The sequence below is a fragment of the Rheinheimera sp. 1928-s genome (assembly GCF_029269265.1).
Classification (GTDB): domain Bacteria; phylum Pseudomonadota; class Gammaproteobacteria; order Enterobacterales; family Alteromonadaceae; genus Pararheinheimera.
In genome coordinates this window covers 1-16,244 of the sequence record NZ_JARIXP010000018.1, presented here as the reverse complement: position 1 = coordinate 16,244, position 16,244 = coordinate 1, and the positions used below count along the sequence as shown (strand labels likewise).

Below are 16,244 nucleotides of genomic sequence, written 5' to 3'. Positions count from 1 at the left end.
TGTTCATGAATACAACGATGAAAGGTACACCTACCTGACGAGATAACAGGATGTGCTCACGCGTCTGTGGCATTGGGCCGTCAGTTGCAGCAACAACCAGAATTGCGCCGTCCATCTGAGCAGCACCAGTGATCATGTTCTTCACATAGTCAGCGTGGCCTGGACAGTCTACGTGGGCGTAGTGACGAGTTGGTGTATCGTATTCAACGTGAGACGTGTTGATCGTGATACCACGAGCTTTCTCTTCTGGCGCTTTGTCGATTTGATCGAAAGCGAATGCCTGACCACCGTAGTGCTTAGCAAGTACGTTAGTGATAGCAGCAGTTAAAGTAGTTTTACCGTGGTCAACGTGACCGATGGTGCCTACGTTAACGTGCGGTTTATTACGTTCGAATTTAGCCTTAGCCATTTTAATTACCTTCTGTTAAATAGATCCAACTTAAAGTGGACCAAATTAAGTGATTAATCGTTACTACCAGTACTACTACGAGCTGCAATAATTGCTTCAGTCACGTTGTTTGGTGCTTCCATATACTTCAATGGTTCCATTGAATAAGAAGCACGGCCCTGGGTCAATGAACGCATGCTGGTTGCATAACCAAACATTTCGGACAAAGGAACCTGAGCATCAACGATCTTGATACCACCAGGAGCATCTTCCATACCGTTGATGATACCGCGACGACGGTTTAAGTCACCAACGATGTCACCCATGAAGTCTTCCGGTGTTACCACTTCAACTTTCATGACGGGTTCAAGGATCACTGGCTTAGCTTGCAGTGCGCCTTTTCTGAAGCCCATAGAGGCGGCAACTTTGAACGCCATTTCGTTTGAGTCCACATCGTGGTATGAACCATCGAATACGGTAACTTTCACGTCAATGACCGGGTAACCAGCAAGGATACCGTTTTTCATCTGTTCGATAATGCCTTTGTCGATAGCAGGAATGTATTCTTTTGGAATCACACCACCCACGACGGCGTTAACGAACTCATAGCCTTTGCCTTCTTCCTGAGGTTCGATTTTCAGCCAGCAATGACCAAATTGACCGCGACCACCAGATTGACGAACAAATTTACCTTCAACTTCAGTGCTGGCGCGAATAGTTTCGCGATAAGCGACCTGAGGTTTACCAACGTTAGCTTCCACTTTGAATTCGCGTTTCATACGATCCACGATGATTTCCAAGTGCAGCTCACCCATACCAGAAATAATAGTCTGGCTGGTTTCTTCGTCGGTGTGAACACGGAATGATGGATCTTCTGCAGCAAGTTTGCTCAGAGCGACACCCATACGTTCCTGGTCAGCTTTGGTTTTTGGTTCCACTGCAACAGAAATTACCGGCTCCGGGAATTCCATACGTTCCAGCGTAATGATGTGGTCAGGGTCACATAAAGTGTCACCTGTAGTCACATCTTTAAAACCTATACCGGCAGCAATATCACCAGCACGAACTTCTTTGATTTCCTGACGGTCATTGGCATGCATCTGAACGATACGGCCAATACGCTCTTTCTTGTGTTTTACCGGGTTATAAACGCTGTCACCAGAGTTAATCACGCCAGAGTAGCAACGGAAAAAGGTCAATGTGCCAACAAATGGGTCAGTTGCGATTTTAAACGCAAGTGCCGCAAATGGCGCATCGTCATCAGCATGGCGTAAGCCTTCTGATTCATCTTCGTTAATACCCTTAATAGCTTTGACTTCAGTCGGTGATGGTAAGTATTCAATCACGGCATCAAGCATCGCCTGAACGCCCTTGTTTTTGAATGCAGAACCACAAAGCACAAGAACCACTTCGTTAGAAAGAGTACGTTGACGCAAGGCCGAACGGATTTCGTCTTCAGTCAGCTCACCGCCTTCCAAATAACGTTCCATCAGCTCTTCATTGGCTTCAGCTGCTGCTTCTACCATGTTTGCACGCCACTCTTCACACTCAGCCAGCATTTCCGCAGGGATCTCTTCGTACGTGAAGGTCATACCCTGGTCAGCTTCGTTCCAGTTGATTGCTTTCATTTTTAACAAGTCAACCACGCCACGGAAGTTCTCTTCAGAACCAATAGGTAACTGAATAGGCACTATGGTGTGATTCAGACGGTCACGGGCTTGCTTCACAACACGCAGGAAGTTAGCGCCGGTGCGGTCCATCTTGTTAACAAAGATCAGACGTGGAACTTCGTATTTATTTGCCTGACGCCATACTGTTTCGGTCTGAGGCTGAACGCCTGAAGAACCACACAGCACGACAACAGCACCATCCAGAACACGCAAGGAACGTTCTACTTCAATAGTGAAGTCAACGTGCCCCGGTGTATCGATGATGTTTACACGATGTTGAGGGAACTGGCCCTGCATACCACGCCAAAAGGTCGTAGTAGCAGCAGACGTGATAGTGATACCACGCTCCTGCTCCTGTTCCATCCAATCCATCGTGGCGGCGCCGTCATGAACTTCACCGATCTTGTGAGACAAGCCGGTATAGAACAAAACTCGTTCAGTTGTCGTGGTTTTACCCGCGTCAACGTGAGCACAAATACCAATGTTCCGGTAAAGCTCAATAGGAGTTGTACGTGCCACAATCGAATCCTCTTAAAAAGGTCTGTCTTACCAACGGAAATGAGCGAAAGCTTTGTTCGCTTCAGCCATACGGTGAACGTCTTCACGTTTCTTAACAGCAGAACCTTTATTCTCAACGGCATCCAGCATTTCACCAGCTAAACGCTGGGCCATTGATTTCTCGCCACGTTTACGGGCAGCTTCAACCAACCAACGCATAGCTAAAGCGTTACGACGAACCTGACGAACTTCACATGGAACCTGGTAAGTAGAACCACCCACACGGCGTGATTTAACTTCAACAGTAGGACGAATGTTGTCTAATGCAACTTCGAACAGATCCAGCTCTGGTTTTTTAGATTTTGTCGCAGCGATGTCTAATGCGCCGTATACAATTGATTCAGCTGTAGATTTTTTACCGTCGATCATTACGACGTTTACGAACTTGGCAAGTAATTCACTTCCGAACTTAGGATCTGGAAGGATTTTACGTTGACCTATGACGCGTCTTCTTGGCATTCGAAACTCCGATTGCTTCAGGGGATTCCAAAACTTTTAATGAAAAAAGTTACTTAGTTTGGCCTTACTTAACGGAGTTAAGTTATTTGTTCTTCGGCCGCTTGGCGCCGTATTTAGAACGGCCTTGCTTACGATCTTTAACGCCTGCACAGTCTAACGTGCCACGTACGGTGTGATAACGCACACCTGGAAGGTCTTTTACCCGGCCGCCACGGATCAGAACAACACTGTGTTCCTGTAAGTTGTGGCCTTCACCGCCGATGTAAGAAGTCACTTCGAATCCGTTAGTTAAACGAACACGGCATACTTTACGTAATGCAGAGTTAGGCTTCTTAGGTGTGGTGGTGTATACGCGGGTACAAACACCACGCTTCTGTGGGCAAGCCTCGAGCGCCGGCACGGTGCTCTTAGAGACCACCTGGCTGCGCGGCTTACGCACTAGCTGGTTGATTGTTGCCATTAAATACTCCTGGTTAATAACTACCTATAAACGTGAAAATTCCGCACCCAAATTTGGGGCTGCGGAATTCTACTGGTCAACCTTTGACCTGTCAAGGAACAAAAAGGGATGGTCATTTGCTGGCGACCATCCCAATCTGCGGCTTCGGCTTATTCGTCGTTGCCAGACAAGTCCATATTCAGAGCATCAGTCAGAGCTTGTTCAGCACTTTCTGCACTCATCGCCGGTTCAGCGACTTCGCCATTGGCGACACGTTGACGCTGACGGATACGGTTTTGGTGATACGCAAAACCAGTACCTGCCGGGATCAAACGGCCGACAATTACGTTTTCTTTCAGGCCACGCAGCTCGTCGAATTTTCCGCCGACTGCAGCTTCTGTTAATACGCGCGTTGTTTCCTGGAACGACGCAGCAGAAATGAAAGAGTCCGTTGACAGTGATGCTTTGGTAATACCTAACAACGACCGCTCGTACTTCGCAGGGATTTTACCTGCAGCTTCCAGTTCAGCGTTTGCAATATTAACGCGTGACACTTCCGCCATTTCACCTTCTAAGAACTCGCTGCTGCCCGGGTGAATGATTAAACATTTACGCAGCATTTGACGAATAATAGTTTCGATGTGCTTGTCGTTAATTTTAACGCCTTGCAGACGGTATACATCCTGTACTTCGTTCACGATGTAACTGGCTACATGGTGGATACCACGTAAGCGCAGGATATCGTGTGGTGACTCTGGACCTTCGGAGATCACTTCACCTTTCTCGATACGTTCACCTTCAAACACGTTCACCTGACGCCATTTCGGGATCATCTCTTCATGAGAATCACCTTGCTCTGGTGTAATAACCAGACGACGTTTGCCTTTGGTTTCTTTACCGAAGCTGATAACACCTGAGATTTCCGCCAAAATGGCAGGATCTTTTGGCTTACGGGCTTCGAACAAGTCGGCAACGCGTGGCAGACCACCCGTGATGTCGCGTGTTTTCGAGCTTTCTTGTGGAATACGAGCTAATACAGCACCGGCTTTTACGTTCGAACCATCAGTCACTTCGATAGTGGTGAAGCTCGGTAAGCGGATTTCCTGTAATGCACCGTCGTCCATTTCTAAAATTAACTTAGGTTCTTTCGCATTGGCCTTGGACAAGTCTTTAACCACAGTACGGGTTAAACCAGTCAGGTCGTCCTGCTGAACTTCAGTGTTGGTATCATCGATATCGCTGTGCGATACCTTGGCACCACGTTCTACGATAATTGGGTGAGAGTGCGGATCCCAGCTTGCGACGATCTGGCCAGACACGATTTTTGCATTGTCGTCTGTGGCTAAAATAGAACCGTATGGCAGCTTGTAACGCTCTTTCTCACGACCCATGTCGTCGAACACTGTAACTTCGGCTGAACGTGAAGTGATAACAATTTTGTTGTCACTGTTACGTACGAACTTCGCATTGTGTAACTTCAGGATACCTGAGTTCTTCACCTGTACGCTGTTCTCAGCTGATGACCGCGATGCAGCACCACCGATGTGGAATGTACGCATCGTTAACTGTGTACCTGGCTCACCGATGGACTGAGCAGCGATAACGCCTACAGCTTCACCAGCGTTGATGATATGGCCACGGGCCAAATCACGACCATAACACTTGGCACAAACACCAAAGTTGGTCTGACAGGTAATTACAGAACGAACATAAACTTCGTCAATCGAGTTCTTCTCAATCGCATCACACAGCTTCTCGTCTAACATGGTGCCGTCTTCAACCAGCACTTCGCCAGTTGCAGGAACGACCACGTCGCCGATCACAACACGACCTAATACGCGCTCACGCAGACCCTCTACAACGTCACCACCTTCAATCAGCGGCTTCATCATAATGCCTTCTGTTGAGCCACAGTCAGATTCAGTCACGACTAAATCCTGTGCAACGTCAACCAGACGACGAGTCAGGTAACCGGAGTTTGCTGTTTTTAACGCTGTATCCGCCAAACCTTTACGAGCACCGTGAGTAGAGATGAAGTACTGAAGTACGCTCAGACCTTCACGGAAGTTCGCTGTAATTGGCGTTTCGATGATTGAACCATCTGGTTTAGCCATCAGACCACGCATACCGGCTAACTGACGGATCTGAGCTGGTGAGCCCCGTGCGCCAGAGTCGGCCATCATATAAACAGAGTTAAATGACGGTTGAGTGACTGTGTTGCCATCGCGATCTACAACTGACTCTTTCGATAAGTTGTCCATCATCGCCTTAGATAAGGCTTCGTTGGCAGTAGACCAAATGTCGATAACTTTGTTGTACTTTTCACCGGCTGTTACTAAACCTTGTTGGAACTGGTCCTGGATCTCAGCCACTTCAGCTTCTGCAGCAGAAATGATATCAACCTTGGCTGCCGGGATGACCATATCGTCAATACCAACAGAGACACCAGACAACATGGCGTAATGGAAACCTGTGTACATAATCTGATCCGCTAAAATAACGGTATTTTTCAGACCAATACGACGGTAAGAGCCGTTCAGTAAACGTGAAATCTGTTTCTTACCCATAGCCTGGTTGATTGAATCAAAGGCTAAGCCTTCCGGCATGATGGAGTACAGAATGGCACGGCCTACTGTAGTGTCGCGTACACGAGTATCTGAAGAACGGGTGCCGTCTTCGGCAATAGTCACTTCAGTGATACGTACTTTGACACGGGCGTGTAAGCTGGCAACACCGGCACGGAATGCTTTTTCAGCTTCCTTGGCATGTTTGAAGATCATGCCTTCGCCTTTAGCGTTTACCGCGTCACGCGTCATGTAATACAGACCCAATACAACGTCCTGTGAAGGAACGATGATTGGTTCACCGTTGGCTGGCGACAGAACGTTGTTCGTCGACATCATCAGCGCACGGGCTTCTAACTGAGCTTCAATGGTCAGAGGCACGTGAACGGCCATCTGGTCACCGTCGAAGTCGGCGTTGTATGCAGCACACACCAATGGGTGTAACTGGATAGCCTTACCTTCGATCAGTACAGGTTCGAACGCCTGAATACCTAAACGGTGAAGTGTAGGAGCACGGTTTAACAGCACCGGGTGTTCACGGATCACGTCGTCCAGAACGTCCCATACAGCGCCTTCTTCACGTTCAACCATTTTTTTAGCCGCTTTAATAGTAGTGGCTAAACCGCGGGCTTCTAACTTACCGTAGATGAAAGGCTTGAATAACTCTAAAGCCATTTTCTTTGGTAAACCGCACTGATGCAGACGTAAAGTAGGACCTACTGTGATTACAGAACGGCCTGAGTAGTCAACACGCTTACCTAACAAGTTCTGACGGAAACGACCTTGTTTACCTTTGATCATATCGGCCAAAGATTTCAGAGGACGCTTGTTCGAACCCGTGATAGCGCGACCGCGACGACCGTTGTCTAACAACGCATCTACAGCTTCCTGCAACATACGCTTTTCGTTACGTACGATGATATCAGGAGCTGACAGGTCCAGAAGACGCTTCAGACGGTTGTTACGGTTGATCACACGGCGGTATAAATCGTTCAGATCAGAAGTGGCAAAACGGCCACCGTCTAATGGAACTAAAGGACGCAGATCTGGTGGCAGTACTGGCAGTACTGTCATGATCATCCACTCTGGCTTGTTACCAGAAGTGTGGAATGCTTCCATCAGTTTCAGACGTTTGCTGATTTTCTTGCGCTTTGTCTCTGAGTTGATGGTTGGCAACTCTTCACGCATTTGTTTGATTTCTGTTGCCAGCTCAATGCCACGTAAAATGTCCAGAATTGCTTCTGCACCCATTTTGGCTTCGAACTCGTCGCCGTGCTCTTCCAGCACGTCCAGATATTCTTCTTCAGTCAGCATCTGACGACGCTCTAAAGAAGTCATGCCTGGTTCGGTCACAACATAAGATTCAAAATACAGTACACGTTCGATATCACGTAATGTCATATCTAACAGCAAACCGATACGGCTTGGCAGTGATTTCAGGAACCAAATGTGGGCTGTTGGGCTGGCCAGTTCAATGTGACCCATACGCTCACGACGTACTTTAGTCAGAGTGACTTCAACACCACATTTTTCACAGATAACACCACGGTGCTTTAAGCGTTTGTATTTACCACACAGACACTCATAGTCTTTTACCGGGCCAAAAATCCGTGCACAAAACAAACCATCGCGCTCTGGCTTGAAGGTACGGTAGTTGATCGTCTCAGGCTTTTTCACTTCACCAAAAGACCATGAACGGATCATGTCTGGTGAAGAAAGGCCGATACGAATCACATCGAACTCTTCAGTTTTAGTTTGTTGTTTCAGAAACTTTAATAAGTCTTTCACCTTTGCTCTCCTGTAAGAGGTTAACCAGCAAGGGGCGGCGTACCGCCCCGGACAATTCGATTAGTTTTGCTAACCGGGGTTATTCCTCTTCCAATTCGATGTTGATACCGAGTGAACGGATCTCTTTCATCAATACGTTGAAAGATTCTGGCATGCCTGGTTCCATGCGGTGGTCGCCATCCACGATGTTTTTATACATCTTGGTACGGCCATTCACGTCATCAGACTTGACTGTTAACATCTCTTGCAGCGTGTATGCTGCGCCGTATGCTTCCAGAGCCCACACTTCCATCTCACCGAAACGCTGACCACCAAACTGAGCTTTACCGCCCAATGGTTGTTGAGTAACCAGACTGTACGAACCAGTAGAACGGGCGTGCATCTTGTCGTCAACCAAGTGGTTCAGTTTCAGCATGTACATGTAGCCAACAGTAACCTTACGTTCGAAGGTATTGCCGGTACGACCATCATACAATGTGATCTGACCGCTGGTCGGTAAGTCACCTAAAGCCAAGAGTTCTTTGATTTCGCTTTCTTTAGCGCCATCAAATACTGGAGTAGCTACAGGTAAACCTTTACGCAGGTTTTCTGCTAAACGACGCACTTCGTCATCTGTGAAGCTGGCGATATCAACGTTTTGACGTGACTCACCCAGCTCGTAGACCTTTTTCAGGAAGGCACGGATTTCCGCAACTTCTTTCTGGTCTTTGATCATGCCGTCAATCTTGTCACCTATACCACGGGCCGCTAAGCCTAAGTGAGTTTCAAGGATCTGACCGATGTTCATACGAGACGGTACACCCAGCGGGTTCAGTACGATATCAACCGGCTGACCTTTTTCGTCATATGGCATGTCTTCAACTGGAACAATGGTAGAAACCACACCCTTGTTACCGTGACGACCGGCCATCTTGTCACCAGGCTGGATACGACGTTTCACAGCTAAGTACACTTTAACAATCTTCAGAACGCCTGGAGCTAAATCGTCACCCTGAACAATCTTGCGACGTTTGGCTTCGAATTTCTTATCGTATTCAATACGGATTTCTTCGTATTGAGCCGCTAATTGTTCCAGATCGTTTTGCTTATCTTCATCAGCCAGGCTGTAGCCTAACAGAGCATCACCACGTAAACCGTTCAGCTTAGTGCGGTCAACGCCTGTGCTTTCAACCAGGTTGCGGGCACGTGAGAAGATACCTTCTTCAAGGATACGGAATTCTTCATTCAGGTCTTTCTTCGCCTGTTTGACTTCCATTTCTTCGATTTCACGGGCACGTTTGTCTTTTTCAACGCCATCACGAGTGAAGACCTGAACGTCGATAACTGTACCAGTTACAGAGTTAGGCACACGTAATGAGCTGTCTTTTACGTCAGAAGCTTTTTCACCGAAGATAGCGCGTAACAGTTTTTCTTCCGGAGTCAGCTGGCTTTCACCTTTAGGTGTTACCTTACCAACCAGAATGTCGCCGCCTTTCACTTCAGCACCGATGTAAACGATACCGGCTTCGTCCAGCTTAGATAAAGCAGACTCACCTACGTTTGGAATATCAGCAGTGATTTCTTCAGGCCCTAACTTGGTATCACGAGCGATACAGCTCAGTTCCTGAATGTGAATAGTGGTTAAACGATCTTCCTGTACTAAACGCTCGGATAACAAGATCGAATCTTCGAAGTTGTAACCGTTCCACGGCATGAATGCCACGCGTAAGTTTTGACCTAAAGCCAGTTCACCTAAGTCCGTAGACGGACCGTCAGCCAGTACATCACCACGTTCAATCGGCTCACCATGGTTTACACATGGACGCTGGTTGATACAGGTGTTCTGGTTAGAACGGGTGTATTTAGTCAGGTTGTAGATGTCGATACCGGCTTCACCGGCTACCATTTCTTCTTCGTGTACTTTAATTACGATACGGCTGGCGTCGACATAGTCAACAGTACCACCACGTTTCGCCACTACAGTTACACCAGAGTCTTTGGCTACAACACGTTCTACACCAGTACCTACTAACGGCTTATCAGCACGTAATGTAGGAACGGCCTGACGTTGCATGTTTGAACCCATTAATGCACGGTTGGCGTCATCGTGTTCCAGGAACGGGATCAGAGCAGCGGCAACAGATACGATCTGCTGTGGTGCAACGTCCATATACTGAACCTTGTCGGCCGGCATTAAGGTGAATTCGTTTTTGTAACGGCACGGTACTAAATCTTCAACCAAACGGTTTTCTGCGCTTAACTCGGCGTTCGCCTGAGCGATAACAAAGTTACCTTCTTCAATCGCAGATAAGAAATCGACTTCGTCAGTCACAATACCATCTTCAATGCGACGGTAAGGTGTTTCGAGGAAACCGTATTCGTTGGTTTGAGCAAACATAGACAGCGAGTTGATCAAACCGATGTTTGGACCTTCTGGCGTCTCGATTGGACAAACACGACCGTAGTGTGTTGGGTGAACGTCACGTACTTCGAAGCCTGCGCGCTCACGGGTCAAACCGCCCGGGCCTAACGCAGAAATACGACGTTTGTGCGTTACTTCTGACAGTGGGTTGTTCTGGTCCATAAACTGAGACAGCTGGCTTGAACCAAAGAACTCTTTCACCGCAGCAGAAATAGGCTTAGCGTTGATCAGATCCTGTGGCATCACAGCGTCCAGATCACCTAAAGACAGGCGCTCTTTTACTGCACGTTCCACACGAACTAAACCAACACGGAATTGGTTTTCAGCCATTTCACCAACAGAACGGATACGTCTGTTACCTAAGTGGTCGATATCGTCCACTTCGCCTTTACCGTTACGAATGTCGATTAAGACTTTCATGACGGCCAGGATATCGTCTTTGGATAAAACGCCTACGCCTTTACCTTCTTCGAAGTTAACACGACGGTTAAACTTCATACGACCTACAGTAGATAAGTCATAACGGTCTTCAGAGAAGAACAGGTTTTCAAATAAAGTTTCAGCAGCTTCACGCGTTGGTGGCTCGCCTGGACGCATCATACGGTAGATTTCTACCAATGCTTCCATGCGGTTACTGCTTGGATCGATCCGGATGGTTTCAGAAATATATGAACCTTGGTCCAAATCGTTAATGTAAAGAGTTTCGAAACTTTCGTAGCCCGCTTTTGCTAGTTTTGCTAACAGCTCCAGTGTGAGCTCTGCGTTCGCCTCGGCAATAATCTCTCCGGTTGAACGGTCAGCGTAATTTTTTGATAAAACGCGGCCTACGACATATTCATGTGGAACTTCCATCAGTGTCATGCCAGTTTTTTCTAACTGACGCACATGACGGGCAGTAATACGACGACCAGCTTCTACGATCACTTCGCCATCGTTGTCTTTGATATCAAAAGCAGCTGTTTCACCACGTAAGCGGTTTGCCACCACTTCCATCAACAGTTTGCCGTCTTTAATTTCAAAACGGGTGCTTTCGAAGAAAGTACTTAAAATTTCTTCAGTACTTAAGCTCAGCGCACGTAATAAAATAGTGGCTGGCAATTTGCGGCGACGATCGATACGCACGAACAGGTTATCTTTGGCATCGAACTCAAAGTCTAACCATGAACCACGGTAAGGGATCACGCGAGCATTGTATAAAACCTTGCCTGAGGAGTGAGTCTTGCCACGGTCGTGGTCAAAGAATACGCCCGGGCTACGGTGCAGCTGAGAAACGATAACACGTTCAGTACCATTGATAACAAAGGTACCGTTTTCAGTCATCAATGGGATTTCGCCCATATAGACTTCTTGTTCACGGATATCTTTGATTGTACCTGGTACTTCTTTATCAAATAACACCATGCGCAGTTTGACACGCAGCGGAGCTGAGTAAGTCACACCACGAATTTGGCACTCTTTGACGTCAAAAACCGGCTCGCCAATGCGGTAGCTGACATATTGCAGCTCGGCACTACCTGAGTAGCTTTTAATTGGGAATACAGAACGGAATGCAGCTTCTAAGCCGTATCCACCTTCTGGATCAGGTTCGATAAATTTGCTGAACGATTCAATTTGAATCGACAACAGATATGGCACATCCAGCACTTGTGGACGTTTGCCGAAGTCCTTACGGATACGTTTCTTTTCAGAATAAGAGTAAGTCATGGGGTTCCTCAGCTAGCTGATTTTTTACCCTACCTACCCTCTAGGGGCGGCTTGAATGTCGCCGACATGGCAACATTAGGGTGGGGAAAATCAATGTCCCACAGCGCAAAAAGGCCGGTGGTTATTTCACCACCAGCCTAGCCTGAAATCAGGCGTATAATCTAGAAAAATCTAGATTATTTAACTTCAACAGTAGCACCAGCTTCTTCTAACTCTTTCTTCAGAGCTTCAGCTTCGGCTTTAGAAACTGCTTCTTTAATTGCAGCTGGAGCAGCTTCAACTAAATCTTTAGCTTCTTTCAGGCCTAAACCAGTCGCGCCGCGAACAGCTTTGATTACTGATACTTTGTTAGCGCCAACAGCTGCCAGAATTACGTTGAATTCTGTTTGTTCTTCAACAGCAGCAGCTGGACCAGCAGCAACTGCAACAGCAGCAGCAGCAGAAACGCCGAATTTTTCTTCCATAGCGCTAACTAATTCTACAACTTCCATTACAGACATTGCAGCGATAGCATCTAAGATTTGATCTTTAGTAACTGACATTGCTCAGATTCCTAAATTAAGGGGACGTATCCCGTATTAAACTTTAATTCCAAACAAAACGTAAAATTACGTTGTTTAGGCTTGTTTTTGGTCGCGAACTGCGGCGATGGTACGTACCAATTTGCCGGCTGCTGCTTCTTTCATAGTGCTCATTAAACGTGCGATAGCTTCGTTGTATGTTGGCAACGATGCTAAAACGTCAATGCTTACTGTGGCGCCATTGAAGGCTGCGCCTTTCAGCTCAAACTTAGCATTTTCTTTAGCGAAATCTTTGAAGATACGCGCTGCAGCACCTGGGTGCTCTTTAGAGAATGCAATCAGTGTTGGGCCAACGAACGCGTTGCTTAAACACTCGAACTCGGTGCCAGCTACTGCACGGCGTACCAGCGTGTTACGGACAACTTTCATCCATACGCCAGCTTCACGGGCCTGCTTACGCAGATCAGTGATTTTGCCTACAGTAACACCGCGAGCGTCTGCAACTACCGCAGATAAAGCACCTATGGCAGCTTCCTGAACTTCAGCAACGATCGCTTTTTTGTCATCAAGCTTAATAGCCATTGGCTCTTAACTCCTGGTTCTTCCAGACGGTATTGTCTGGTTGCCTACACAACGTTAAGCAGTAAGAAATACTGTTTAACGCGCGATTTACGGTGAGAGCCAGATTGATAGGAATCTTTCTGGGGCTAACACCGTCTGCGTAGGTTGTGCTTTTAAGCCACGCCTTTTAAAAAAATTTGCGGCACCTACGGTCTTGGACGGAAGCCGAAAACTTTGTAAACAAAGCCCGGCTTCTACCCGAATTTTTGAGCGCGAGATTATAAAATAACCACGCGCTCCTGTAAAGCTGCTATTTCAGAGGACTGAATTAGATTTTGGCGTCTAAAGAAGCCTGGTCTAAAACGATACCTGCGCCGTGAGTAGTAGAAATGGTCACTTTCTTGATGAAAACGCCTTTTGCTACAGATGGCTTAGCACGCTTTAAAGCAACTAACAGAGACTCGATGTTCTCTTTCAGTTTGTCAGTGTCGAAGTTAACCTTACCCACTGTAGAATGGATGATACCATTCTTGTCGTTACGGTAACGAACCTGACCAGCTTTAGCGTTTTTCACTGCTTCAGCAACGTTTGGAGTCACTGTGCCAGTTTTAGGGTTAGGCATTAAACCACGTGGGCCTAAGATCTGACCTAACATACCAACAACACGCATTGCGTCTGGAGAAGCGATAACAACATCAAAGTTCATCTCGCCTTTCTTAACTAATTCAGCTAAGTCTTCCATACCCACGATGTCAGCGCCTGCAGCTTTAGCAGCTTCAGCGTTAGCACCCTGAGTGAACACAGCAACACGTACAGTGCGGCCGGTACCGTGTGGTAACACAGTAGCGCCACGAACGTTTTGATCTGACTTACGAGCGTCGATACCCAGGTTGATGGCAACATCAACTGATTCAACGAACTTGCCAGCTGTTAATTCTTTTAATAACGCAACTGCGTCATTGATCGCGTATTCACGAGTAGAATCTACTTTTGAACGGATTAATTTAGCACGCTTTGATAATTTAGCCATTGATTAACCCTCCACCACTAAGCCCATTGAACGGGCAGTACCAGCAATAGTGCTCAGTGCTGCTTCGTCGCTACCTGCTGTTAAATCAGCACGTTTGATCTTAACGATCTCTTCCAGCTGAGCAACAGTCACTTTACCCACTTTCTGGGTATTAGGACGGCCTGAACCACCTTTTAAACCAGCAGCTTTCAATAATAAGAAAGAAGCAGGTGGGGTGCGGGTTTCAAATGTAAATGAGCGGTCGCTGTATACAGTGATCACTACTGGAATAGGCATGCCTTTTTCCAGTGACTCTGTACGGGCGTTGAAGCCTTTACAGAATTCCATGATGTTCACACCGTGTTGACCCAATGCTGGACCAACTGGTGGCGACGGGTTTGCCATACCAGCTTTAACTTGTAATTTTACAAGTGCCGTGACTTTCTTTGCCATGTTTCACCTCAATTTAGGGTCTCAGCCTCGTAAGTGCGAGGACACTTACTCAAACGGCTCCCCTGACGTTAAAAAAGGCCGCGATTATATTTTAATCAGCGGCCCGATACAAACTATTTCTACTTAAGCTTTTTCGACCTGGCCAAATTCCAGTTCGACAGGAGTAGAACGACCGAAAATCAACACGGACACCTTCACGCGGCTTTTCTCGTAATCTACTTCTTCGACGACGCCGTTAAAGTCAGCAAATGGACCTTCAGTCACACGAACTACTTCACCCGCTTCAAACAGAGTCTTAGGCTTCGGCTTATCAGCGTTGTCCTGCAGACGGTTCAGAATAGTGTCAGCTTCTTTCTGGCTGATAGGTGCAGGGCGGTCTGAAGTGCCACCAATAAAACCTAATACACGAGGCACGCTTTTGACTAAGTGCCATGCTTCTTCACACATTTCCATCTGCACTAAGACGTAGCCAGGGAAAAATTTGCGTTCAGACTTACGTTTTTGACCAGCGCGCATTTCAACAACTTCTTCAGTTGGAACCAGCACTTCGCCAAACTTGTCTTCCATTTGCTGGATCTTGATATGCTCACGCAATGAAGTCGCTACGCGCTGTTCAAAACCCGAAAAAGCCTGAACTACATACCAACGCATTTTTCCTGACATAACTTAGATCCCCAGACCTGTGATAAATGATACAAGGCTTAATAAAACTGAATCTAAGCCCCATAGTAATAATGCAACGATCAAGGTCGCAACCATTACGATAATAGTGGTTTGCATTGTTTCCTGACGGGTTGGCCATACAACTTTGCGAACTTCAGTTCTGGCTTCTTTCGCAAACTCAATAAATGCAGAGCCCTTGCTGGTCTTGGCTGCGATAAAAGCCGCCAGGCCGACTAAAACCACTATGCTTGCAGCTTTTTCAACTGCAGAAAACTCATATATATAGTTCGCTGCGACCATCAGGGTCAGCAGAACTAAGACGCTCAGCCATTTCACTAAATCTAAGCCGCCTTTTGGGGTTTCACTCGTTGCATTCATGCTTTAACTCACTTTCCCATGGCTTGTTGTTACAAGCTACTACTTCGACTAACGTGCAAAACACCTTAGCGCCTAATATAAGTGGCAGGGGCGGAGGGATTCGAACCCCCAACCATCGGTTTTGGAGACCGCTGTTCTACCAATTGGAACTACGCCCCTACAGAAAATTGCGCCAACCGCTGAAAGCAGTCCCGCAAAAATAGCCGCTCATTATACTGCCTTAGACGACTAAAACAAGATAAGGATCCGACTAGGAACTATTTAATCAGAGTTAGCAGTGCAGAACTCAAGCCTGTTGTTGTTAATTTTCCGGTTTGAGCTCACAAAGACAAGTCTGAAAGCATTACAAAAAAGGCCCCGAAGGGCCTTTTTAAAAGTGCTGCTAATTAAGCCAGTACTTTAGATACTACACCAGCACCTACTGTGCGGCCACCTTCACGGATGGCGAAGCGTAAACCTTCGTCCATCGCGATTGGGTTGATCAGTTCAACAACAAACTTCAGGTTGTCGCCTGGCATGACCATTTCTACGCCTTCTGGCAGTTCTACTGAACCAGTGACGTCTGTAGTACGGAAGTAGAACTGTGGACGGTAACCTTTGAAGAATGGAGTATGACGACCACCTTCTTCTTTTGATAATACGTACACTTCACCTTCGAACTTGGTGTGTGGCTTGATTGAACCTGGTT

12 protein-coding genes, 1 tRNA gene and 1 pseudogene are annotated in these 16,244 nt (G+C 47.0%); all 14 read right to left on the bottom strand.

Annotated elements, in window-relative coordinates:
• Positions 1 to 409 (bottom strand): GTP-binding protein (locus tag P3C17_RS21115; protein WP_300931200.1); only part of this gene is annotated, 409 nt, incomplete at its 3' end.
• A 53-nt stretch (positions 410 to 462) separates the two neighbouring features.
• Positions 463 to 2,577, bottom strand: coding sequence for an elongation factor G (gene fusA, locus P3C17_RS21110; RefSeq protein ID WP_233080740.1), 2,115 nt, complete (start codon positions 2,575 to 2,577; stop codon positions 463 to 465).
• A 27-nt stretch (positions 2,578 to 2,604) separates the two neighbouring features.
• Positions 2,605 to 3,075: a 30S ribosomal protein S7 gene (gene rpsG / locus P3C17_RS21105; RefSeq protein WP_008899788.1), complete on the bottom strand. Its 471-nt coding sequence runs from the start codon at positions 3,073 to 3,075 to the stop codon at positions 2,605 to 2,607.
• Positions 3,076 to 3,157: 82 nt separating this feature from the next.
• Positions 3,158 to 3,535: a 30S ribosomal protein S12 gene (gene rpsL / locus P3C17_RS21100; protein ID WP_008899789.1), complete on the bottom strand. Its 378-nt coding sequence runs from the start codon at positions 3,533 to 3,535 to the stop codon at positions 3,158 to 3,160.
• Positions 3,536 to 3,684: 149 nt separating this feature from the next.
• The gene (gene rpoC / locus P3C17_RS21095) at positions 3,685 to 7,866 is read right to left on the bottom strand and encodes a DNA-directed RNA polymerase subunit beta' (RefSeq protein WP_008899790.1); all 4,182 of its coding nucleotides are present in this window, start codon (positions 7,864 to 7,866) and stop codon (positions 3,685 to 3,687) included.
• A 79-nt stretch (positions 7,867 to 7,945) separates the two neighbouring features.
• Positions 7,946 to 11,971: a DNA-directed RNA polymerase subunit beta gene (gene rpoB, locus P3C17_RS21090; RefSeq protein ID WP_300931231.1), complete on the bottom strand. Its 4,026-nt coding sequence runs from the start codon at positions 11,969 to 11,971 to the stop codon at positions 7,946 to 7,948.
• Between the two features lie 176 nt (positions 11,972 to 12,147).
• Complete coding sequence (gene rplL / locus P3C17_RS21085) at positions 12,148 to 12,513, bottom strand: 50S ribosomal protein L7/L12 (protein ID WP_008899792.1); 366 nt, start codon at positions 12,511 to 12,513, stop codon at positions 12,148 to 12,150.
• Between the two features lie 75 nt (positions 12,514 to 12,588).
• Entirely contained in the window at positions 12,589 to 13,074 is a 486-nt protein-coding gene (gene rplJ / locus P3C17_RS21080; protein ID WP_233010941.1) for a 50S ribosomal protein L10, read from the bottom strand.
• Positions 13,075 to 13,381: 307 nt separating this feature from the next.
• A complete protein-coding gene (rplA, locus tag P3C17_RS21075; protein ID WP_008899794.1) occupies positions 13,382 to 14,083 on the bottom strand; it encodes a 50S ribosomal protein L1 in 702 nt (233 codons plus the stop codon).
• A 3-nt stretch (positions 14,084 to 14,086) separates the two neighbouring features.
• Complete coding sequence (gene rplK / locus P3C17_RS21070; RefSeq protein ID WP_053426135.1) at positions 14,087 to 14,515, bottom strand: 50S ribosomal protein L11; 429 nt, start codon at positions 14,513 to 14,515, stop codon at positions 14,087 to 14,089.
• Between the two features lie 123 nt (positions 14,516 to 14,638).
• The gene (gene nusG, locus P3C17_RS21065) at positions 14,639 to 15,166 is read right to left on the bottom strand and encodes a transcription termination/antitermination protein NusG (protein WP_086003576.1); all 528 of its coding nucleotides are present in this window, start codon (positions 15,164 to 15,166) and stop codon (positions 14,639 to 14,641) included.
• Positions 15,167 to 15,181: 15 nt separating this feature from the next.
• Entirely contained in the window at positions 15,182 to 15,556 is a 375-nt protein-coding gene (gene secE, locus P3C17_RS21060; protein ID WP_300931230.1) for a preprotein translocase subunit SecE, read from the bottom strand.
• Between the two features lie 82 nt (positions 15,557 to 15,638).
• Positions 15,639 to 15,715: transfer RNA gene (locus tag P3C17_RS21055), tRNA-Trp, on the bottom strand.
• A 227-nt stretch (positions 15,716 to 15,942) separates the two neighbouring features.
• Positions 15,943 to 16,244: pseudogene (tuf, locus tag P3C17_RS21050) on the bottom strand (elongation factor Tu); the annotation flags it as partial.

Bases quoted from the DNA above. Each gene is read 5' to 3' on its own strand.
- rpsG (WP_008899788.1), bottom strand. From the start codon at position 3,075: ATGCCAAGAAGACGCGTCATAGGTCAACGTAAAATCCTTCCAGATCCT.
- rpsL (WP_008899789.1), bottom strand. From the start codon at position 3,535: ATGGCAACAATCAACCAGCTAGTGCGTAAGCCGCGCAGCCAGGTGGTC.
- rpoB (WP_300931231.1), bottom strand. From the start codon at position 11,971: ATGACTTACTCTTATTCTGAAAAGAAACGTATCCGTAAGGACTTCGGC.
- rplL (WP_008899792.1), bottom strand. From the start codon at position 12,513: ATGTCAGTTACTAAAGATCAAATCTTAGATGCTATCGCTGCAATGTCT.
- rplJ (WP_233010941.1), bottom strand. From the start codon at position 13,074: ATGGCTATTAAGCTTGATGACAAAAAAGCGATCGTTGCTGAAGTTCAG.
- rplA (WP_008899794.1), bottom strand. From the start codon at position 14,083: ATGGCTAAATTATCAAAGCGTGCTAAATTAATCCGTTCAAAAGTAGAT.
- rplK (WP_053426135.1), bottom strand. From the start codon at position 14,515: ATGGCAAAGAAAGTCACGGCACTTGTAAAATTACAAGTTAAAGCTGGT.
- nusG (WP_086003576.1), bottom strand. From the start codon at position 15,166: ATGCGTTGGTATGTAGTTCAGGCTTTTTCGGGTTTTGAACAGCGCGTA.
- secE (WP_300931230.1), bottom strand. From the start codon at position 15,556: ATGAATGCAACGAGTGAAACCCCAAAAGGCGGCTTAGATTTAGTGAAA.